The sequence below is a fragment of the Halomonas pelophila genome (assembly GCF_040196315.1).
GTDB classification, from domain to species: Bacteria; Pseudomonadota; Gammaproteobacteria; order Pseudomonadales; family Halomonadaceae; genus Halomonas; species Halomonas pelophila.
This window is the reverse complement of record NZ_JBEGCI010000002.1, coordinates 55,569-74,884: the sequence shown is the minus strand read 5'-3', so window position 1 is coordinate 74,884 and position 19,316 is coordinate 55,569. Positions and strand designations below refer to the sequence as shown.

Annotated in this window: 20 protein-coding genes and 1 tRNA gene; 11 read left to right on the top strand and 10 right to left on the bottom strand. The window is 66.9% G+C overall.

What is annotated here, in order from left to right; translation table 11 throughout:
* Window positions 1-28: 28 nt before the first annotated feature.
* The 7 genes from ABE957_RS02125 to ABE957_RS02095 form a co-directional block, all read right to left on the bottom strand.
* Entirely contained in the window at window positions 29-820 is a 792-nt protein-coding gene (locus tag ABE957_RS02125; protein WP_349757284.1) for a DUF2797 domain-containing protein, read from the bottom strand.
* 49 nt (window positions 821-869) lie between these two features.
* Window positions 870-1,154: a YeaC family protein gene (locus ABE957_RS02120; protein WP_349757031.1), complete on the bottom strand. Its 285-nt coding sequence runs from the start codon at window positions 1,152-1,154 to the stop codon at window positions 870-872.
* A gap of 24 nt (window positions 1,155-1,178) precedes the next feature.
* Window positions 1,179-2,030, bottom strand: a complete 852-nt coding sequence (locus tag ABE957_RS02115; RefSeq protein WP_349757030.1) for a rhomboid family intramembrane serine protease — start codon at window positions 2,028-2,030, stop codon at window positions 1,179-1,181.
* 223 nt (window positions 2,031-2,253) lie between these two features.
* Window positions 2,254-3,240: a metallophosphoesterase gene (locus tag ABE957_RS02110; RefSeq protein WP_349757283.1), complete on the bottom strand. Its 987-nt coding sequence runs from the start codon at window positions 3,238-3,240 to the stop codon at window positions 2,254-2,256.
* Between the two features lie 82 nt (window positions 3,241-3,322).
* Window positions 3,323-4,204, bottom strand: coding sequence for an NAD(+) kinase (locus ABE957_RS02105; RefSeq protein ID WP_152484276.1), 882 nt, complete (start codon window positions 4,202-4,204; stop codon window positions 3,323-3,325).
* A 63-nt stretch (window positions 4,205-4,267) separates the two neighbouring features.
* Complete coding sequence (locus ABE957_RS02100; protein WP_349757029.1) at window positions 4,268-5,137, bottom strand: EamA/DMT transporter family protein; 870 nt, start codon at window positions 5,135-5,137, stop codon at window positions 4,268-4,270.
* Window positions 5,138-5,212: 75 nt separating this feature from the next.
* The gene (locus ABE957_RS02095; protein ID WP_349757028.1) at window positions 5,213-5,776 is read right to left on the bottom strand and encodes a YqaE/Pmp3 family membrane protein; all 564 of its coding nucleotides are present in this window, start codon (window positions 5,774-5,776) and stop codon (window positions 5,213-5,215) included.
* Between the two features lie 272 nt (window positions 5,777-6,048).
* On the opposite strand from ABE957_RS02095, the gene ABE957_RS02090 reads away from it, so the two are divergent.
* The 6 genes from ABE957_RS02090 (at window position 6,049) to putP (ending at window position 13,378) form a co-directional block, all read left to right on the top strand.
* Window positions 6,049-6,456 (top strand): CBS domain-containing protein, encoded by a 408-nt coding sequence (locus tag ABE957_RS02090; protein ID WP_089849633.1) that lies wholly within the window; start codon window positions 6,049-6,051, stop codon window positions 6,454-6,456.
* Between the two features lie 435 nt (window positions 6,457-6,891).
* Window positions 6,892-6,965 (top strand) — tRNA-Gly (locus ABE957_RS02085).
* Between the two features lie 104 nt (window positions 6,966-7,069).
* A complete protein-coding gene (locus tag ABE957_RS02080) occupies window positions 7,070-7,435 on the top strand; it encodes a hypothetical protein (protein WP_349757027.1) in 366 nt (121 codons plus the stop codon).
* A 71-nt stretch (window positions 7,436-7,506) separates the two neighbouring features.
* Window positions 7,507-8,343: an AraC family transcriptional regulator gene (locus tag ABE957_RS02075; RefSeq protein WP_349757026.1), complete on the top strand. Its 837-nt coding sequence runs from the start codon at window positions 7,507-7,509 to the stop codon at window positions 8,341-8,343.
* Window positions 8,344-8,517: 174 nt separating this feature from the next.
* Window positions 8,518-11,709: a bifunctional proline dehydrogenase/L-glutamate gamma-semialdehyde dehydrogenase PutA gene (gene putA, locus ABE957_RS02070; RefSeq protein ID WP_349757025.1), complete on the top strand. Its 3,192-nt coding sequence runs from the start codon at window positions 8,518-8,520 to the stop codon at window positions 11,707-11,709.
* A 178-nt stretch (window positions 11,710-11,887) separates the two neighbouring features.
* A complete protein-coding gene (putP, locus tag ABE957_RS02065) occupies window positions 11,888-13,378 on the top strand; it encodes a sodium/proline symporter PutP (protein WP_349757024.1) in 1,491 nt (496 codons plus the stop codon).
* Window positions 13,379-13,504: 126 nt separating this feature from the next.
* Here the strand turns inward: putP and ABE957_RS02060 are convergent, their stop codons facing one another.
* Complete coding sequence (locus tag ABE957_RS02060) at window positions 13,505-13,825, bottom strand: hypothetical protein (protein WP_349757023.1); 321 nt, start codon at window positions 13,823-13,825, stop codon at window positions 13,505-13,507.
* 264 nt (window positions 13,826-14,089) lie between these two features.
* On the opposite strand from ABE957_RS02060, the gene ABE957_RS02055 reads away from it, so the two are divergent.
* A complete protein-coding gene (locus tag ABE957_RS02055) occupies window positions 14,090-14,695 on the top strand; it encodes an OmpW/AlkL family protein (RefSeq protein WP_349757022.1) in 606 nt (201 codons plus the stop codon).
* 199 nt (window positions 14,696-14,894) lie between these two features.
* Window positions 14,895-15,539: an OmpW/AlkL family protein gene (locus tag ABE957_RS02050; protein ID WP_349757021.1), complete on the top strand. Its 645-nt coding sequence runs from the start codon at window positions 14,895-14,897 to the stop codon at window positions 15,537-15,539.
* Between the two features lie 81 nt (window positions 15,540-15,620).
* Here ABE957_RS02050 and ABE957_RS02045 read toward each other — a convergent pair whose 3' ends face one another.
* Both ABE957_RS02045 and ABE957_RS02040 read right to left on the bottom strand, forming a co-directional pair.
* Window positions 15,621-16,121, bottom strand: coding sequence for a gamma-glutamylcyclotransferase family protein (locus ABE957_RS02045; protein WP_349757020.1), 501 nt, complete (start codon window positions 16,119-16,121; stop codon window positions 15,621-15,623).
* A 9-nt stretch (window positions 16,122-16,130) separates the two neighbouring features.
* Window positions 16,131-16,463: a YqcC family protein gene (locus ABE957_RS02040; RefSeq protein ID WP_349757019.1), complete on the bottom strand. Its 333-nt coding sequence runs from the start codon at window positions 16,461-16,463 to the stop codon at window positions 16,131-16,133.
* Window positions 16,464-16,760: 297 nt separating this feature from the next.
* On the opposite strand from ABE957_RS02040, the gene ABE957_RS02035 reads away from it, so the two are divergent.
* The 3 genes from ABE957_RS02035 (at window position 16,761) to rimK (ending at window position 19,219) form a co-directional block, all read left to right on the top strand.
* Window positions 16,761-17,786, top strand: a complete 1,026-nt coding sequence (locus ABE957_RS02035; protein ID WP_349757017.1) for a DUF3549 family protein — start codon at window positions 16,761-16,763, stop codon at window positions 17,784-17,786.
* A 24-nt stretch (window positions 17,787-17,810) separates the two neighbouring features.
* Window positions 17,811-18,248 carry an ATP-dependent zinc protease family protein gene (locus tag ABE957_RS02030; protein ID WP_349757015.1) on the top strand — a complete coding sequence of 146 codons (438 nt, stop codon included), beginning with the start codon at window positions 17,811-17,813 and terminating at the stop codon, window positions 18,246-18,248.
* A gap of 62 nt (window positions 18,249-18,310) precedes the next feature.
* A complete protein-coding gene (gene rimK / locus ABE957_RS02025) occupies window positions 18,311-19,219 on the top strand; it encodes a 30S ribosomal protein S6--L-glutamate ligase (RefSeq protein ID WP_349757014.1) in 909 nt (302 codons plus the stop codon).
* Window positions 19,220-19,316 lie beyond the last annotated feature (97 nt).

Sequence of the window (19,316 nt, the reverse complement as noted above, 5' to 3'; positions counted from 1 at the left end):
ATTCGCTGCCCGCAGGATAGCCCAGGGCTCAGGCGGAGACCCTGACCTCGTACCCGGTGAACTTGCGCAGGTTGATCACGCCGCTGTCGAGGATCAGATACTGTCCCTTGATACCCAGCAGGGTGCCCTCGACGTGGGGGTTCTTGTCGAGGTTGTGGGAGACCACCTTGGTGGGGAACTCCAGCACCGGGTAGTCGAAGCTCAGCGGCGAGGCGTCGAGAACCCGAATGGCGTCGGCGCCGAAGCGCTCGCGCAGGTTGTCGAGGCCGCTGCCCAGGCGCTCCAGCAGGCGATCGCGCTCGGCGGCGAGATCGAGACGCTCGGTGCTGCCCTTGAGCATGGCCCGCCAGTTGGTACGGTCCGAGACCTGCTCCTTGAACAGCACCTCGACGAAGCCCGATTGCTGGCGGGTATCGACCTCGAGGATCGGCAGGGCCTGCACCGCGCCCTGGTCGAGCCAGCGCGTCGGCATCTGGCTGGCCCGGGTGATGCCGACCTTGAGCCCCGAGGCGTTGGCCAGGTAGACCACGTGGGGCTGGAAGCAGTGGCGCTCGCCCCAGTCGGGCTCGCGGCAGGTGCCCTCGAAGAAGTGGCAGAGCTCCGGCTTCATGATGCAGGTATCGCACTGGGCGAGCTTCTTGAAGCAGGGATAGCAGTGCCCCTGGGCGAAGCTCTTCCTGGTGGCCCGGCCGCAGTGGGTACAGGCGATGGCCCCGGTCCACTCGAGGCTCAGAGGCTTGCCGAGGCAGGCATTGAGCGCGAGGCGCTCCTCGCCGGTGCGCAGCACGTAGCGCGCCGGCGAGCCGGGCTCGATGGCCATCTTGGTCAGGCAGCCCTGCCGCGTCTGGGCGGCATCGATCCGGCGCGACTCAGTCACTGCCGACGTCCCGGCCGAGGCCGGCCAGTTCGGGTGGCACGTCGGCGCCGCTGCTGGCGCTGCCGCAGGTGCGACGCTGCAGGTAGCCGACCCGCTGCTCCTCGGACACCCGGTTCTCCACCTCGTAGCGCATCACCGCCTCGAGGCAGAGCTCGGTCTGCTCGGCGGTGAGCATCCGGCCGTCGGGCCATTTTCGCAGCGACACGGCCTGCTTGAGGCTCTCGTAGATGGACGGGGTCATCTGTTGGATCATGCGATCGAAGGACATTTCGCTCATGTCGGGTTCTCTCAGGATGGGGCCTCAGGAGGGGCGGCGGGCACGGCCGGAATGATACCAGCCCAGCGCCAGCCCCACGACCAGCCCGCCCAGGTGGGCCTCGTTGGCCACGTTGCCGAACCCTACCGCGGCGGCCATGTCGGTCATGGCGAAGACCAGCCAGCCGAGCATGAAGACCACCAGCATCTGGGGCACGAAGAAGCCGCTGCGCGGCGCGCGCCGGGACATCAGCCAGACATAGCCCAGCAGCGCGAAATCGACGCCGGACATGCCGCCGAACAGCACGGTGCCGGCGGCGTACTGAGCCAGGTTGGCGCCGATGCCAGCGACCAGCAGCAGCGTTAGCATGCGCCGACTGCCCTGCAGCGCCTCGACCTGGCGGCCGAAGTACCAGAGCCAGAGCATGTTGAAGATCAAGTGCATCCAGCCGAAGTGCAGGAAGGCCGGCGACAGCAGCCGCCACACCTGCCCCGAGGCGAGGGCCTCGCCAAGATCGCCGAAGGCCAGCCCACCCTTGACCACGATCACCGGCACGATGGTCAGCGCCGCGACCACGCGATCATCCAGCACGCCCATGAGGGCGAAAACCACCAGGCAGAGCGCCAGGGTCAGCGAGGTCACCGGCACCTTCCTGAACGGCGCCAGCCACTGGTCGGTCGACGCGCGCCTGACCCGCGCCGCCTCGGGCATCAGCGGCTCGCCCCGTCGCCAGCGCTCGATCAGCCCGAGCATCGCCTCGTGCTGTGCCGGGTCGACCAGCCACAGCACCTGCCCCTCGCCCTCCTCGGTGATCCGATGCCCGATGCGGTGGGCCCATAGCGCCTGTCGCAGCGAGCGGGTATCGACATCGTGGGGCAGCAGGATTACCCGGTACATGGTGTCTCCAGCGGTACGATTTTCAGAGGCGCGCGCTGCGACGGTGCGCTCATCAGGCGCTGAACGGTCGGCCGTGACGGCGCCGGCCGGTCAGGCAAAGAAAAAGTCCGGCGGAGGGGGCCGCCGGACAAGAGCAAGGGATCATTCAAGGGAACACCTACTCTGATGGCGTCGGTCAACAAGAGTTCATCCCGATGACGCGCTTTTTGCGTAAAGAATTGTATCAATCGAAATCGATCTCCCAGGGCTGCGGACGGGCCTCTTCCTCGCGGGGCACGCGGATCCACACGAAGTGGTTGGCATCGAGCCGCGACTCGCCGCTCCAGCGGTAGGCCACCAGGCGGCCGAACTTGACGGCGCTGTAGTCCAGGCAGGCGATATTGCCCGCCGGCAGGGCCGGAATCCCCTCGCACCAGTAGTGGCCGATGAACAGCGGCGGCTCGTCGGGACCATAGTAGCTGAGCCGCGCGCGCTCCTCCTCGGTGAGCACACGCCGCTCCAGGTCGCCCGGCAGGTTGTCGGGCTGGAACACCACGTCGCCCCAGGTGCGCGGATGGTGCGCCCAGAAGTGGGCGCGGAAGCTGCGCCGGGTGAAGCCATCCCCCGAGTGGATCGCCACACCCTCGGGCAGCGGCACGTGGGTGCCGCGGGTCAGGCGATCGAGGATCCGGAACTCGCGGGTGCCGGGCACCACCGAGGCGGCCAGGAAGTCCTCGTCGATGCGCCCGTCCGGATGCTCACGGCGCAGCTCATCGATCAACGCAGGATCCCAGCAGGCGTGCACCACCCTCAGGCCATCGAGCTCGAGGAACAGGGGGATGTCCATGAACCAGGCCAGCGCCTCCTCCCACTCCTGGGGGTGGTCGCGATACTGCTCCAGGGTCTCCTTGATGATGCGGTTGTGCCGCGGCGTGTGCTCGCGCAGCCAGTCACGGCCCATGTCGGCAGGCGCGCGGTGACAGTAGGCCAGGGCGTTGTACTCATGGTTGCCCATGACGATATGCGCCTCCCCCGCCTCGACCATGCGCCGGGCGATGGTGACGGCCAGACGAATGCGCGGCCCCCGATCGATCAGGTCGCCGAGGAAGATCACCTTGCGGCGAGGATGACGATAGACCCCGCCGCGCTGATGGTAGCCGAGGCGTTCGAGCAGCGAGGCCAGGGTCGCCCCGCAGCCGTGCACGTCACCGATCAGGTCGTAGCCTTCCAGCGACCCCCGCAGGGTTCCCGGGAGAGCCCGCTGGCCCGGGGCAGACCGTCGGGTCTGTTGGAGAGTGCCTTGCATGCTCACCTCAGTCGCCCAGGCGATTGCTCCAGCCCAGCTTGCTGCGCAGGACCTCGAAGAAGTTGTGGCCCAGCGGATGGACCAGCTGGACCCGCCGCGGCTTGCGGCGGATCACCAGCACGTCGTCGGGCTTGGCCACCGCCCGCGTCTGGCCGTCGCAGCTGATGTGCGGGTAGGTCTGGTTGGTCTCGCCGATATGGATGCGAATCTCGCTGGCGGCGTCGATGACGATGGGGCGACTCGACAGGGTATGCGGGAACATCGGCACTAGCGTGATGACGTCGAGCTTGGGGTGCATGATCGGCCCGCCGCCGGAGAGCGCATAGGCCGTGGAGCCGGTGGGCGTGGCGATGATCAGGCCGTCGCTGCGCTGGCTGTAGACGAACTGGCCGTCGAGGAACAGCTCGAACTCGATCATGCGCACCGCCTTGCCCGGGTGCAGCACCACCTCGTTCAGGGCATCGCCGTTGCCGACCTGGACGCCGTCGCGGTAGAGCTCGGCATCCAGCAGGAAGCGCTCCTCCAGCTCATAGCGGCCCGCGAGGACCTCGCCGACCCGCGCCTCCAGCTCATCCGGGGAGATATCGGTGAGAAAGCCCAGCCGCCCACGATTGACCCCCAGCACCAGGGTGCCGCTGTGGCAGAGGGTTCGCGCGGCGCCCAGCAGGCTGCCGTCGCCGCCGACCACGATCACCAGGTCGCAGAGTTCGCCCAGCAGCCGACGGCTGGCCTCGGGGTGGCCATGGTCGAGCAGCACCGTGGCGGTCCGGTCCTCGATGATGACGTGATAGCCACCGTCTTCGAGGAAGCGGATCAGCCGCTTGAGGGTATCGACCACCTTGGCGCTGCCCAGACGACCGATCAGACCGATGTTCTTGAAGGTTGTCATGCACGGGCCTCTCGCTTCGCGGCCGGCCATTATGGCGATTGGCCACGGGGCGAGCAAACGCCCTCAGGCCGCGCTCAGGCGGCGGCGCTTCAGCCACCACTCGTTGAGCCACAGCGAGCCCACGATGATCGCTCCGCCCACGACCAGGCGCGTGAGGTCGGCATCGCGATTCCAGATCACCAGGTTGACCAGCAGCCCTGCGGGGATCAGCAGGTTGTTCATGATGGCGAGCGCCCCGGCATCGACGCGGGTGGCCCCGAGGTTCCACAGGAAGTAGCCGAGGCCCGAGGCCGCCAGGCCCAGCCACAGCAGCACGCCCCACTGCACCCCGGTGGTGGGCAGGCCCGCGGCGTCGCCCAGCAGCGAGAAGGCCGGCACGGCCACCGCCAGGGCGCCGAGGTAGAACCAGGCGAAGACGCTGTGGCGGGGCAGCGAGTCCGGCAGGCTCGCCGACAGCCGGCGATAGCCCACCTGACCCAGGGCGAAGCAGAGGTTGGCCCCCTGGACGACCAGGAAGCCGGACCAGAATCCGCTGTCGAGTCCCTGGTAGCGGATCACGGCCGCGCCCAGCACCGCCAGCGACGCGGTCACCAGATAGAAGGGGGTGAAGCGGCCGAACAGGGCGTCATCGAGCAGCGCGATATAGAGCGGCGTGAAGATGGTAAAGAGCAGCACCTCCGGCACGGAGAGCAGCAGGAAGGACTGATAGAAGAAGATGTACATCACGCCGAGCTGCACCGCCCCCAGCCCCATGAGAGCCAGCCGCTGGCCGCCGCGCAGCAGCGCAGGGCGCAGGAACGGCAGGAAGACCAGCGTCGCCAGGCCAATGCGCATCAGCACGGAGAAGTAGCTGTCCACCTGACCGGCCAGATAGACGCCGATCAGCGAGAACGAGAATGCCCAGAGGACGGTGACGCCGACGAGAAGGCCCAAGGTAAACTCCTGGAGGATGAGTGGTTGACGGCGATTATACGCGCCCCGCTCACCGAGCCAAGGCCTCACGCCACCTCAAGGAGACGGTCGACGCAACCACCAGAGCGCATAGACCATGCCGGGCAGCCAGCCGAGCAGGGTCAGCGCCAGGCTGAGCACCACCCGTGTCGCTCCGCCTCCCGTTAGCCCGACGGCCAGCGGCGGCAGCAGCACGGCCAGGGCGACCAGGGCCACCCTGGGCCCGGCGGTGGGCGGCAGGTCCTGGGGCAGGGGCGCGGCGTGATCCTGATTCTCGCTCGCTCCCTGGTCCACGCGCAGCGACCCGGTCGCGCGTCCCTCGTCGACCTTGACGCGCTCGCCAGCGGCCGGCGTGAAGTGCCCGACGGCCGAACTCGCGTCATGGTCGAGCGCGCGACGATGGGCCTCGTGATCGATCTTCTGCTCCAGCGACTCGGCGCCCTCGGCGAGCGTATCGTGATGGCGCTCCCAGTCCTCCCAGTCGAAGGGCGTGCCGGCGCGAGGTGGTTGCTCCCCCGCCTCTATGGCACGCGACCAGGCCTTCTCCTCCAGGGTGTTGGGACGCTCCTGATCACGCCCCGTGTCCAGCCCCTTGCGGGCCATGTATTCCCGAGCATCCATGATGCGGCTCCCTCGGTCGGTCCACGCCGGCAACGCCGACGCTTGGTGTGCGTGAGTGTGCCATATTGGAGCCGCCAAGCGCGGCCGGGTTCCTGGCAGAGGGTCAGACGCGGCGACTCGCGCCGCCAGCGTTAACAGGCCCCTTCGCCGCGCCTGGGAGGCGTCGACTATGCTGGAAGCGAGATGAGGCAGCGCCGCGAGCCACCCTCGCCGTCACCCCGGGAGTCGCGGCGCCGCCCCGATCATCATTGCCCGGCACAAGGAGCTATGCCATGCCCAACAAGGCCCCCACCATCGTGCGTGAGATCATGTCCCGCGACTGCTACCGGGTCACCGGCCAGACCTCGGTCGCCACCCTGGCCGAGGGCCTCGCGCTGCACCGCCTGCCCGGCGTACCCGTGGTCGATGAGCGGGACCACCTGATCGGCTTCATCTCCGAGCAGGACGTGATGGGCAAGGTGCTGGAGAGCTCCTATCTCGGCGACGAGCCGCCGCTGGTTCGGGAGATGATGCGCAACGAGGTGCTGTCGGTGTCGCCCACCAAGAGCATCACCGATCTGGCCCAGGAGATGCTGGGCGCCAAGCCCAAGGTCTATCCGGTGGTCGAGCAGGGCCGGCTGGTAGGGATCGTCACCCGCCGCGACGTGCTGAGCGCCCTGATCCGCATGCGCCACTCCTGATCCTCGACGACTGGCCACGGCACCCAGTCTCGACACTCGCCCCCGACACCCGGCTCATGCCGAGTGTCGAGTGTCGGCTCTCTGGTGTCTCGCGCCGCCACGCGACGGGCCAGGCCGGCCCAGGACAAGGCCCCAGCCCCCTGAAACGCCCACAAAGAAAGGCCGCCCCATGAGTCATGGGGCGGCAAAGATCGATAGTGCAAGCTAAGGCAACAGTGTTAGCGACTGCTATCGCGTTGTTGCCTACGCACCATCTGACAGCGGTGGTGGGAAAAGTTCGCCAGCGCGCCAAAAATTTCGCCTTCGTCTCGCACGGCAACCTCACCGGCGTGCGGCAAGGCACCGCGGAACAGTCACTTAGCGCGGATCCCACAGAAAAAGCCCGCGACGCCCTTGCAAAGGCTAACCACTTGGTTTTACTATCCAAATCCCTTCGCGGGTGTAGCTCAATGGTAGAGCAGAAGCTTCCCAAGCTTAAGACGAGGGTTCGATTCCCTTCACCCGCTCCACGCCCCGGCGTGCCGCCTCAGCTTTTCAAGACATCCATCTCCTGGATCCGCCGCACCTGCCGCTGAGCGATCGGTACCAGCTCGATTGCACGGAGCCGCGAACCATGACCCTTTTCCTGCTGGTCCTCACCGTCTGCCTGGTCATCTTCGGCGGCATGATCGCCCTGATGATGCTCTCCGGCACCCCCCGCTATCGCACGGAGCCCGAGCAGCTGATGGCGCTGTTCGACAAGGCGCTGGCGAGCAGCGTCAGCGAGACCGAGTGGAACACCATCATCGGCTATCCGATCCGCCACGACGACTACCTGGAGGGGATTCGCCACCGGGCCCAGCGACTGATGGACGAGCATGGGCGGCATGGGCGCATGGCGCGCGGCAAGCCGCTGCTCGACGACGAAGGCCAGCAGGAGCTGGCGGCACTGCGTGACCACCTGGCGGCCCACACCGCCCTGCGCCGCCGCGAGGATTGACGCCAAGCGTTGAAGCCTCGCCTGGTATACTGTGGTGTCATGCTGCTGACATGCCCAGCCGGAGGCCTCTCGTGACCAGTGCCATCCGTCAGATCCCCCTCGACACCGCGATCCACCACCACGCCCACGACTTCCACCAGATCGTGATCGGCCTGCGTGGCGAAGCCGAGTTCGAGATCGAGGGACTGGGCGGTTCCATCTCGGCCTTTTCCGGCTGCATCGTGCCGGCCAACCACCTGCACTACTATGCCGGCCACGGCGACAACCACCAGCTGATTCTCGACCTGCCCCACGACGCCTTCGCCGTGACGGGCCACCAGCGCGACCTGATCCAGCTGTTCGATGCGCCGCGCTTCTTCTCCCTCGATGCCGCGCTTCGCCACTACCTGGATTTCCTGCTCCAGGAGCTGGCCCTGCTGGCCCGAGAAGGGACTCTTGCGCCGCTGCACAGCGAGCGACTGGCCGGCACCCTGCTGGGCTCCCTGCATGCGCGCCTGGCCAACGAGCCAGCCACGCCGGCCCGCCGCCTCGACCTGGTGGCCCTGGATCGCTTCATCGATCATCACCTGGGCGAGCGACTCCGCGTGGCCGACCTGGCCGCCCAGGCCTGCCTGAGCGAGGCACACTTCAGCGACCGCTTCCGCCAGAGCACGGGGATGTCACCCTGGCAGTACGTGATGCGCCGCCGACTGGAGAGCGCCCGTCAGCTGGTGCAGCAGAGCGGGCTGCCGCTGTCGGAGATTGCCGCGCGCACCGGCTTCACCAGCCAGAGTGCCCTGTCGCGGGCCTGCCGGCAGGCCTTCGGACGGCCCCCCAGCCAGCTGCGTCGCGATCCGCGCGGCCAACTCGCCTCACCCGTCACCTCACCGGCCCAAGGCGCAGCGGCCAAGACCCTTAGACGAAAGTAGAAATTTCAACCATTTCACGGCAATAAACCGTGAAACCGTTAAATTCTACCGAGAATTCGCCAAGCAGGACGACACTCACGCTCCTACCCTCAACGCATCTCCCGCGCCGCCCGTGACAGCTCTCTGGCGGCCGGGCATCGCCCTCTGACGACGGCTTACACTCTGGGGAGTTAGATGCTAAACGCCAACAACATGCTGGCAGGTGAGACCTGGCAGCAGGACCTCGACACCCTCTTCGCACGCATCAGTGATCACTATGCGATCGACGAGGAAGCGTTCGTTCGCGAGCTGGTCGACCTGCTGTCCGCCGACGAGGCCGATTTCAAGCGCACCGCCCACCAGGCGGCCGAGCTGGTGCGGGAAGTCCGCGAGATGGATACCGCCGTGGACTCCATCGACGAGTTACTTCAGCAGTACAGCCTGGACACCCACGAGGGCCTGATGCTGATGTGCCTGGCCGAGGCCATGCTGCGCATCCCTGACAAGGCCACCGCCGATGCCCTGATCGAGGACAAGCTGGGCCCGTCGGACTGGAAGTCACATCTGGGCCAGAGCGAGTCGTGGTTCGTCAACGCCTCGACCTGGGGTCTGCTGATGACCGGCCGCGTCATCAATCTGGACAAGCCCAAGGAAGGCAAGCCCGCCCACTTCATCAACAAGCTCGTCAATCGCATGGGCGAGCCGGTGATCCGTCGCGCCATGTACGAGGCGATGAAGATCATGGGCAAGCAGTTCGTGCTGGGTCGCGACATCGATGAGGCGCTCAAGCGCTCCAAGCCGCTGTTCGACAAAGGCTACACCTACTCCTACGACATGCTCGGCGAGGCCGCCCGCACCCGCGCGGACGCCAAGCGCTATTTCGAGTCCTACGCCGCCGCCATCAAGAGCGTCGGCAAGACCAGCAAGGCCCTGTCGGCCAGCACGCCGTCGCCGTCGATCTCCATCAAGCTCTCGGCCCTGCACCCCCGCTACGAGTTCGGCCGTCGCGAGCAGGTCCTCGAGGAGCTGGTCGGCACCGTCCGCGAACTGGCCGCCATGGCCCGCGAGCTCGACGTCGCCATGACCATCGATGCCGAGGAGGTCGATCGCCTGGAGCTGTCGCTGGAGGTCTTCCGCGCCGTCTACGAGAGCGATACCTGCCGCGGCTGGGGGCACTTCGGCCTGGTCGTGCAGGCCTATGCCAAGCGCGCCCTGCCGGTGCTGCACTACCTCAACCGCCTGGCCGACCGCCAGGGCGACGAGATCCCCATGCGCCTGGTCAAGGGCGCCTACTGGGACACCGAGGTGAAGGAGTCCCAGCAAATCGGCGCCGACGGCTACCCGGTCTTCACCCGCAAGGCCAATACCGACGTCGCCTATCTGGCCTGCGTCAGCTTCCTGCTCTCGGACAACACCCGCGGGCGCATCTTCCCGCAGTTCGCGACGCACAACGCGCACACCATCAGCACCATCCTGGAGCTCGCCAACGAGGCCAGGCGTCCCTTCGAGTTCCAGCGCCTGCACGGCATGGGCGAGGCGCTCTACGACGCCGCCCTCAAGCGCGCACCGAAGGGCACCTACTGCCGCATCTATGCGCCGGTGGGGGCTCACAAGGACCTGCTGCCTTACCTGGTGCGCCGGCTGCTCGAGAACGGCGCCAACTCCTCCTTCGTGCACCAGCTGGTCGACCCGCGAGTGCCGGTCGAGTCGCTGTGCGTGCATCCGGTCGAGACGCTCAAGCAGTACACGACCTATGCCAACCACCGGATCCCGCTGCCCAAGGACATCTACGGCCCGGCGCGGCGCAACTCCCGCGGCGTCAACCTGAACATCAACAGCCAGTATCGGCCGCTGATGGACGAGATGGCGACCTTCATGGACCGGGAGTACCACACCCGGCCGCTGCTGGCCTTCGACGTCGCCGAGGACGCGAGTGCGCGCCACGACGTGCTCTGCCCCTTCGATCGTCGGGTCAGGGTCGGCAGCGTGCAGTGGACCTCCAAGGACCAGGCCGCCAAGGCCGTCGACGCCGCCTGGGCGGCCTTCCCGAGCTGGGATGCCACGCCGGTCGCCGAGCGCGCCGCCATCGTCAGCCGCCTGGGCGACTTGATGGAGGAGAACCTCGCCGAGCTGATGACGCTGTGCTCCCGCGAGGGCGGCAAGCTGTTGACCGACGGGGTCGACGAGATCCGCGAGGCGGTCGACTTCTGCCGCTACTACGCCGTGCGCGCCGAAGAGCTCTTCGGCAGCACGACCCGCCTGCCGGGACCCACCGGCGAGTCCAACGAGCTGATGATGGGCGGCAAGGGCGTGTTCGCGGCGATCAGCCCCTGGAACTTCCCGATCGCGATCTTCTGCGGCCAGGTCGTGGCCGCCGCCGTCGCCGGCAACCCGGTGCTGGCCAAGCCCGCCGAGCAGACCTCGCTGGCCGCCAACCGCATCATCGAGCTGCTCCATGAAGCCGGCATGCCGCGCGACGTGGTGCAGCTGCTGCCCGGCGACGGCCCCACCGTGGGCAGCGTGCTGAGCGGCGACCCGCGCATCACCGGCGTGGTCTTCACCGGCGGCACCGATACCGCCCAGATCATCAACCGGGCGCTGGCGGCCCGCGAGAACGCGCCCCTGCCGACGCTGATCGCCGAGACTGGCGGCATGAACGCCATGATCGTCGATTCCACGGCCCTGCCCGAGCAGGTGGTGGCCGACGTCATCCAGTCGGCCTTCCAGAGTGCCGGTCAGCGCTGCTCCGCGCTGCGCGTGCTCTACGTGCAGGACGACGTAGCCGATCGCGTCATCGAGATCCTCAAGGGCGCCATGGACGAGCTGCACGTGGGCGACCCGCGCCACCTGGGCACCGACGTGGGCCCGGTGATCGACGAGGACGCCCGCCAGGGCCTGATGGCGCATATCGACCGGCTCAAGAGCGAGGATCGCCTGGTCGCCGAGACGCGACTCGACCCGGCCCACACCGCCAACGGCACCTTCGTCGCCCCGGTGGCGTTCGAGATCGATGGCATCGAGGCGCTGGAACGCGAGCAGTTCGGTCCCGTTCTGCACATCGTGCGCTATCGCGCCAGCGAGATCGATCGGGTGATCGACTCCATCAATGGCAGGGGCTATGGTCTGACCTTCGGCGTTCACAGCCGTAACCAGAGCTTCGCCGACGAGATCGCGCAGAAGATCCGTGCCGGCAACATCTATATCAACCGCAATATCATCGGTGCGGTGGTGGGAGTTCAGCCCTTCGGCGGACAAGGGCTATCGGGTACCGGTCCCAAGGCCGGCGGTCCGCACTACCTGCTGCGTTTCGCCACCGAAAAGACCGTGACGGAAAACACTGCCGCCCTGGGTGGCAACGCGTCGCTGCTGGCGCTAGGCGACGAGTGACCCCCCACTCGTCATCACAACAAGACGGAAGGAACCCCTGATGATCAAATGCAATGCCGCTACTGGCTTCATCTCCGCGCCCCGCCCGATCGCGATGCTCGTCATCGACGCTCCGGTCTGAAGGCGCACTAACAACGTGTCGGCGCTACATCCGACCCAATAATTTGGAGAAATTCTTATGGCTATTGGCGTGTGGATCAGTCTATTTGCCTACTTTGCGCTCATGATCGCCATCGGCTTTTATGCCATGCGCAAGTCCACTTCCACGTCCGAGGATTACATGCTGGGCGGCCGGGCTCTCAGTCCCCAGGTCGCCGCCCTGTCGGCCGGCGCTTCGGACATGAGCGGCTGGTTGCTGCTGGGTCTGCCCGGGGCCATGTTTGTCTCCGGCCTGGGGTCGGCCTGGATCGGCATCGGCCTGCTCGTGGGGGCGTTCTTCAACTGGACGCTGGTCGCCCCCCGTCTTCGCGAACAGACGCTTCACTATAACGATGCGATCACCATCCCGGAATTCCTGGGCAACCGGTTCCCGACTCAGGCCATTCCGCTGAGAACGGTATCAGCCATCGTCATCGTGGTCTTTTTCGCGGTCTATACCGCCTCGGGCCTGGTGGCAGGCGGCAAGCTGTTCGAAAGCGCCTTCGCCGGCGTCATCAACATTGGTGGCATGAGCGACTACGCGGCGGGCGTCGCCATCACCCTGGTCGTGGTCCTCGCCTACACGGTGGTGGGCGGCTTCCTGGCCGTGAGCATGACGGACTTCGTGCAGGGCTGCATCATGATGCTGGCACTGGTGATCATGCCGGCGGTGGTGCTCTTCGGCGAAGGTGGCGGCGGTTTCGCCCAGGCCTCCCAGACCCTGAATGAGGTCGATCCCACGCTGCTCTCCTGGACGGAAGGGCTGACCATCGTCGGCTGGCTGTCGGCGGTGACCTGGGGTCTTGGTTACTTTGGCCAACCGCACATCATCGTGCGCTTCATGGCCATCCGGTCTCAGAAAGACGTTCCTATTGCCCGCAACATCGGCATGAGCTGGATGCTCATCTCCCTGATCGGCGCGGTCTCGCTGGGCATCTTTGGCCGGGCCTATGCCGTCCGCAATGGCATGAACGTGGAAGATCCGGAAACGATCTTCATCATCCTCGCGGATCTGCTGTTCCATCCGCTGGTCACCGGTTTCCTCTTTGCCGCCCTGCTCGCCGCGATCATGAGTACCATTTCCAGCCAGCTCCTGGTGTCGTCTTCGTCGCTCACCGAGGACTTCTATCGCCTGTTCCTGCGCAAGGAAGCGAAAGAGAAGGAAGTCGTCGCCATCGGCCGGCTGTGTGTCGTGCTGGTGGGTGTAGTGGCCGCCGTCATCGCGTCCGATCCGACCTCCAAGGTGCTGGGGCTGGTCAGTAACGCCTGGGCAGGCTTCGGTTCGGCCTTCGGCCCGCTGATCATCCTCTCGCTGATGTGGCCGCGCACCAACGGTGCCGGCGCCCTCGCGGGCATGGTGGTGGGTGCCCTCACCGTCATGCTCTGGATCAACCTGGGCTGGAACGCATCGTTCATGGGCGGTCCCGGCGTGTACGAGATCATCCCCGGCTTCATCGCGGCCTTCATTGCCATCCTGGTGGTGAGCAGCGTGACGGCCGATGCCGGTGAGTATCAGCACATCACTCGCTAACGGTGCGGGAATAACGCACTCCACGTAGTACGTAGTAAAAGGGCTCCTGCGGGAGCCCTTTCCATTTGTGCGTCAGGTATGGGTCACATGAGAAAGCCGCCTTCGGGCGGCTTTCTTCGTCTCGTGCTAGCGCCAGACCTCCAGCAACATGACCACAGCGGCGAACCCCCACAGGGCCCATCGACTGAGGGGCGCGCCCGCCAGGCGCCGAAGCGTGCCCTCACCCACCTCGAGGGCCAGCGGCCGCACGAAGGCCGCCCCCAGCGCCCAGGCGCCGATCAGGATCAGCGGCAGGCGCCACGCCATCGGCAGCGTCTGGATGGGCTCGGGGCGAAGCAGCAGCCAGATGGCCAGAACCGCCGCCAGCAGGAGCGTCAGCAGCGGTTGGTCGAAACGGCCGGGGCGGCGCCCGGTAAAACCGGTGGTAAAGAGAGGTCGGCCGGCCATGAGCGACTCCGGTGGCATCATCCACCTTGAGTGAAGCCGAATTTCGGCGTGCTTTCGAGGCGCCGTGAAGGAAAACCCAAAAAGTTATACAAGAGCTGTAATTCGAAGCTATGCTGAATACACAAACCCACAAGAAAATCCACATGACGCCTATCTTGCCCATAGAAAAATGCGACAAGACATTAACAAACCTCCTTCGCTGGGCTAATAAATGCCCCTTTCCCACCTCTCGCCCGAACGATGGATGACACGAGGAACCTTCCCATGAACTCCAGGCTTCTGATCGCGACGGTCGCCCTCGCCACGGCCGGCCTCGCCACCGCCCCGGTCGCCATGGCCTACCAGGCCGGCGACATCGTCTTGCGTGGCGGTATCGCCAAGGCCGAGGTCACCGACGATATCGGCTCCCTTGACGTAGTCGGGGAGCTGGAGGTCTCCGATGAGCGCGGCATGGCCTACAGCGTGGGCTACCTGTTCAGCGACAGGCTGGGGGTCGAGCTCAACGGCACCGAAGCCGTCGAGCACCGGCTCAGCACCGCGGCCCTCGGCGGCGTGGATCGCCTGCCCGTCAACCTGATGATCAACTACTATCCGATGGGCGGCAGCGTCTCGCGCATACAGCCCTATGTGGGCGCCGGCCTCAACTACACCCACTTCTCCGAGGAAGAGCTCGAGGGGCTGGACGTCGACAAATCCTATGGACTGGCCGGCCAGGTCGGTCTCGAAATGGCGGTGACGCACTACCTGCTGGTCGGGGCCTTCGCGCGGTATGCCAACGTCGATGCCGATGTGAGCATCGGGGGCACGGCGCTCGGCGAGGCCGACATCGATCCGATGACCCTCGGCGGCGGCGCCACCTTCCGCTTCTGATCCGTTACCGAGCAAAGGACGACTGAGCCGCACATGGCAATGCCGGGCCCATGGCCCGGCCTTACTTTGGTTGTACCTTCAGCCCCATGCCGTCCCATCCTTGCGCTGGATCAATATTCTCAAAAAATGACGCCGATAGACTGTTGGCAGATTCCGACGCGGCAAGGCCGCCGCCCTCTCGTCAATCAGGAGATGACCCATGCGCAAGAAAGCTATTTCTTCCCTGCTCGTAGCCGGCGTTGCCGCCGCTGCCTTCACCACCAGCACCCAGGCCTTCGCCTATGGCGCCGGGGACTTCTTCACCCGCGTGGGCGTCGCCAAGGTCGATCCCAAGAGCGATAATGGTGATCTTGACCTGACGTCTCTTGGCGCATCAGTGCACGATGTCGAGGTCGACGACGATAGCGCCTTCGCCTTTACCCTGGGCTATCGCTTCACCGACAAGCTGGGCGTCGAGCTGCTGGCCGCCGAGCCCTTCGACCACGACTTCCAGGTCGAGGGCGTGACCGGCGGCTCCGTCGATCACCTGCCGCCGACCCTGACCGTGCAGTACTATCCGCTGGGCGGCACTGACGCCCGCGTCCAGCCCTACGCCGGCATCGGCGTCAACTACACCACCTTCTCCGATGAAGAGCTTGAAGTTGGGCTTCCTGTCGAATTCGATGACTCCTGGGGCGCGGCCGGCCAGGTGGGCGTCGACCTGCTGATCGACGATAGCTGGGCGCTTAACGCCGCCGCCTGGTACCTGGATATCGACACCGATGTCACTGTCGCCGGCAACGATGTCGGCGAGGTCGAGATCGACCCGGTGGTGGTGATGGCCGGCGTCAGCTACCGCTTCTGATCGCCCCGCCCGACACGACAAGGCCCGCCAACCGGCGGGCCTTGTTGCGTCTGGGCCTGGTGCCTGGCGCTGGCGAGATAGCTAGCGCGGGGTCTCGCGCGAGAGCCCGAGCGCGGCCAGGGTCGTCGCATCGAGCCCGGCCACCGCCTCCACAGCGGCCAGGCGGGCATGATAGTCGGGCGTCAGGAAGGGCTCCCCGGCCAGCAGATGCTCGAGATACTCCCGAGCCGGTCGCAGGGCGTTCGCGGTGGTGCCCGGCGCGGCGATATAGACCCAGGCCTCGATCGCGCCCTCGCGGGTCACGATGGGCAGCCGACGGCGGTCGTAGTCGTGGGGATAACCCTCGAAGGGGTCCATTTCGTGGATCTGGTCGGGGTGCTCGAGCTCGAACAGCGCGCCCTCCACCCGCTCGCCGGCCGACGCCGCCACATTGGCATGGGCGATGCCCGCCACCCTCGAGGCCTTGTCGAAGCGAAGGCCGTGGTCGTGCAGTACGCCGGCCAGCGCCCGGCGGGTGCGCCCGATGCGGGCGGCGACCCGGGCGGCGTTCATGTTGCTGCCGTAGGCGAAATAGAAGGGCATCGGGCGACCTCAGTTCTCGGTGACCAGGCGGTCGATCTCCTCGACCACGCGGCACATCAGCAGCCGGTCGCTGGCGCGCGCGCCTTCCTGCTTCAACCAGGCCTCCACCGCCGGTGCCACCTCACACTGGGCCGGCATCGGCGCGCGCGCCTCGACCAGCACCTCCAGGCGCACGATGAAGACGAAGCGCAGCCACTGGGGCAGCGTCATGGTGTCAACGCAGAACGGCTGCACGCTGTCGAAGGCATGCGACTCGGGGCGCTCCATGCGCCACAGGCTGGCGGCCTTCATGGTGGCCTCGAGCTCGCGCAGGGCGGCGCCGAGTTCGTCGTGAACGGTCATGGTCAATCTCTCCGGTACGTTTACCGTCATTATCCCCGCTAGCCCCCGTCGCTGGCCACCCCAGCGGGTTGTCCACCGCTCGCAAGGCGACGCACGCCAGTCTTGTGCACAATGCACAGATATCCTGAATGGCCCTGTGGATAAACACTGGAAAGGTGTCGCCTGGCCAGGTCTCATGGGCCCTGGCGCCGACTGATCAGGAAATGACCAGCGCGGCGACACCGCTACGACGCCCCGGGACGGCTGACAGCATCCCGGCACCGCGGTAGAGTGCACGGTTCGTGACCCGGAGACAGCATGCAACCGATCAACAGCCTTCACGACTTCTTCCAGCGCAGCGGTGCCGAGGTGAGGCTCTATCACCTGGGGCGACGCGTCGAGCCCTGCCCGCTCGATACCCTGGCCGCCTTCGAGGCCGGCGAGCAGGCATGGCCGGCGCCGTGGCAGGGCGCCGCGCGCCTGGCCATGGTCTTCCGTCTGGGTGAGATGGACGACCCGCTGATCTGGTTCCTGGCCCTGCCGCTGGACGAGCAGGGCCACCTCAACCCGGCCCCGCGCGACGCCTTCGTGCAGCGCCTGCTGGAGACCCTGGGCCGCAGCGTGCAGGGCCTGGGCCGGGCCGAGGGCGAGCGGATCGATAACCTGATGAAGGACAATCCGCTGGCCTTCACGCCCTCGCTGCCCTTCCGCGCCGTGCTGCATGCGCGCGCCAGCCGGGATGCCGGCCTGCCGGCCAGCGAGCACCTGGAACCCGCCGAGGCCTACCTGACCGGACAGCAGACGATCGACTGGCGCGCCCTGGGACTGCAGGGGCTGGCCGACGCCGTGGTGCGCCTGGATGCCGCCATGAGCCAGGCCGTCGCCGCCCGCCTCGATGCCCTGCCCGGCGAGGTGCTGACCTCGCTGTGCTACTGCCTGGAGCACGTGGCCATCGACGACGCCCTGGCAGGCGCGCTGCGTCATCGGGGCGAGGCGGCCGGCGCCAGCGGCGACATCGAGACCTTCTGCGCCTGCGTGCGCGCCATGGGCGGCGCCTCGACGGCGCAGGCGGGCGCCTGGTTTGATGCCCTGCTCGACGATCCGGATGCCTGCGGCCCCGACCTGCTGGCGGCCATGGCCGGGCGCGGCTGGCACCACCTGGAGGATGCCGAGCGCCTGCCCCGCTTCCTCACGCGCCTGGCCGAAGCGCCCGGCACCGACTTCAAGGCGGTGGCCCGCGACCTGGCCCTGATCCCGCGGCTGCGCCTGCCGCTGCTGATGACGCTGCGCGAGGCCGAGGCGGATTCCGCCATTGGCCGGCGCCTGGCCGACCTGTCACGCTGAGCGCAGAGACCTGGGAGCGAGATGATGAAAGAACTGCCCTATACGCCCAAGGCGGTGATCGGTCGCCGCGAGATGGTGACCCTGCCGGAGCTGCACCTGACCCTGTGCGCCAAGGCCGATACCGGCGCCCGGACCTCGGCGCTGCACGCCGAGGACATCGAGTCCTACGAAGAGGAGGGTCACCTCTGGGTCGGCTTCACCACGCGCAGCGGCGGCCCCGGCACGCCGGCCCACGTGCATCGCATGCACCTGCACGACCGGCGCCGGGTGACCAGCTCCAACGGCCAGGCCGAATGGCGCTACGTGATCCGCACGACCATGCAGCTGGGCACCCTCTCCTTCCCGGTGGAGCTCAGCCTGACCGACCGCCGCGACATGCGCCACCCCATGCTGCTGGGGCGGCGCGCGCTGCGTCGCCTGCTGGTGGCTCCAGGCGTCGCCTTCCTGCACGGCGAGCCCTGAGCACTCTGTCCTGTATCGCCCACGTCCTACACCGCCCCAGTCCCGATCCGGAGTCCCGCTGAATGCATATCGCGCTGCTGTCCCGCAATCGTAACCTCTACTCCACGCGGCGCCTGATCGAGGCCGCCGAGCAGCGCGGCCACAGCGCGCGCGTGGTCGACACCCTGCGCTGCTACATGAGCATCGCCTCGCACCACCCCTCGATCCACTACAAGGGGGAGGAGCTCGAGCCGTTCGATGCGGTGATCCCGCGCATCGGCTCCTCGATCACCTTCTACGGCTGCGCGGTGCTGCGCCAATTCGAGATGATGGGCACCTACGTGCTCAACGACAACGTCTCCATCACGCGCTCCCGGGACAAGCTGCGCTCGCTCCAGCTGCTGTCGCGCAAGGGGCTGGGACTGCCGATCACCGGCTTCGCCCACTCCCCGGACGACATCCCCGACCTGATCACCATGGTCAGGGGCGCTCCGCTGGTCATCAAGCTGCTGGAGGGCACCCAGGGCATCGGCGTGGTGCTGGCCGAGACCAACCAGGCCGCCGAAAGCGTGATCCAGGCCTTCATGGGCATGAAGGCCAACATCATGGTGCAGGAGTACATCAAGGAGGCGAAGGGCGCCGATATCCGCTGCTTCGTGATCGGCGACAAGGTGGTGGCCTCGATGAAGCGCCAGGCCGCCGAGGGTGAGTTCCGTTCCAACCTGCACCGCGGCGGCAGCGCCAGCTCGATCCGCATCACGCCGGAGGAGCGCTCCACGGCCATCCGTGCGGCCAAGGCGATGGGGCTGCGGGTGGCCGGCGTCGATCTGCTGCGCTCCAACCATGGCCCGGTGATCATGGAGGTCAACTCCTCGCCGGGCCTGCAGGGCATCGAGAAGGCCACCGGCAAGGACATCGCCTCGCTGGTCATCGAGCACCTGGAGCGCAACGCCGCCCCGCGCCGCAAGGTCCCGCCTCGCCCCAAGGGCTGAGGGACAGGGATGAGGCCTGCGTCCAAAGGCTAACGGCGAACCCGGGATTTATTGATCCGCGGGGGTGGCAAATGCACGTCGACAGCCCCACAATCTG

Coding starts and splice junctions, on each gene's coding strand:
- ABE957_RS02125 (WP_349757284.1), bottom strand. CDS start 820: ATGGCCATCGAGCCCGGCTCGCCGGCGCGCTACGTGCTGCGCACCGGC.
- ABE957_RS02120 (WP_349757031.1), bottom strand. CDS start 1,154: ATGAGCGAAATGTCCTTCGATCGCATGATCCAACAGATGACCCCGTCC.
- ABE957_RS02115 (WP_349757030.1), bottom strand. CDS start 2,030: ATGTACCGGGTAATCCTGCTGCCCCACGATGTCGATACCCGCTCGCTG.
- ABE957_RS02105 (WP_152484276.1), bottom strand. CDS start 4,204: ATGACAACCTTCAAGAACATCGGTCTGATCGGTCGTCTGGGCAGCGCC.
- ABE957_RS02095 (WP_349757028.1), bottom strand. CDS start 5,776: ATGGATGCTCGGGAATACATGGCCCGCAAGGGGCTGGACACGGGGCGT.
- ABE957_RS02090 (WP_089849633.1), top strand. CDS start 6,049: ATGCCCAACAAGGCCCCCACCATCGTGCGTGAGATCATGTCCCGCGAC.
- ABE957_RS02080 (WP_349757027.1), top strand. CDS start 7,070: ATGACCCTTTTCCTGCTGGTCCTCACCGTCTGCCTGGTCATCTTCGGC.
- putA (WP_349757025.1), top strand. CDS start 8,518: ATGCTAAACGCCAACAACATGCTGGCAGGTGAGACCTGGCAGCAGGAC.
- putP (WP_349757024.1), top strand. CDS start 11,888: ATGGCTATTGGCGTGTGGATCAGTCTATTTGCCTACTTTGCGCTCATG.
- ABE957_RS02060 (WP_349757023.1), bottom strand. CDS start 13,825: ATGGCCGGCCGACCTCTCTTTACCACCGGTTTTACCGGGCGCCGCCCC.
- ABE957_RS02055 (WP_349757022.1), top strand. CDS start 14,090: ATGAACTCCAGGCTTCTGATCGCGACGGTCGCCCTCGCCACGGCCGGC.
- ABE957_RS02050 (WP_349757021.1), top strand. CDS start 14,895: ATGCGCAAGAAAGCTATTTCTTCCCTGCTCGTAGCCGGCGTTGCCGCC.
- ABE957_RS02045 (WP_349757020.1), bottom strand. CDS start 16,121: ATGCCCTTCTATTTCGCCTACGGCAGCAACATGAACGCCGCCCGGGTC.
- ABE957_RS02040 (WP_349757019.1), bottom strand. CDS start 16,463: ATGACCGTTCACGACGAACTCGGCGCCGCCCTGCGCGAGCTCGAGGCC.
- ABE957_RS02035 (WP_349757017.1), top strand. CDS start 16,761: ATGCAACCGATCAACAGCCTTCACGACTTCTTCCAGCGCAGCGGTGCC.
- ABE957_RS02030 (WP_349757015.1), top strand. CDS start 17,811: ATGAAAGAACTGCCCTATACGCCCAAGGCGGTGATCGGTCGCCGCGAG.
- rimK (WP_349757014.1), top strand. CDS start 18,311: ATGCATATCGCGCTGCTGTCCCGCAATCGTAACCTCTACTCCACGCGG.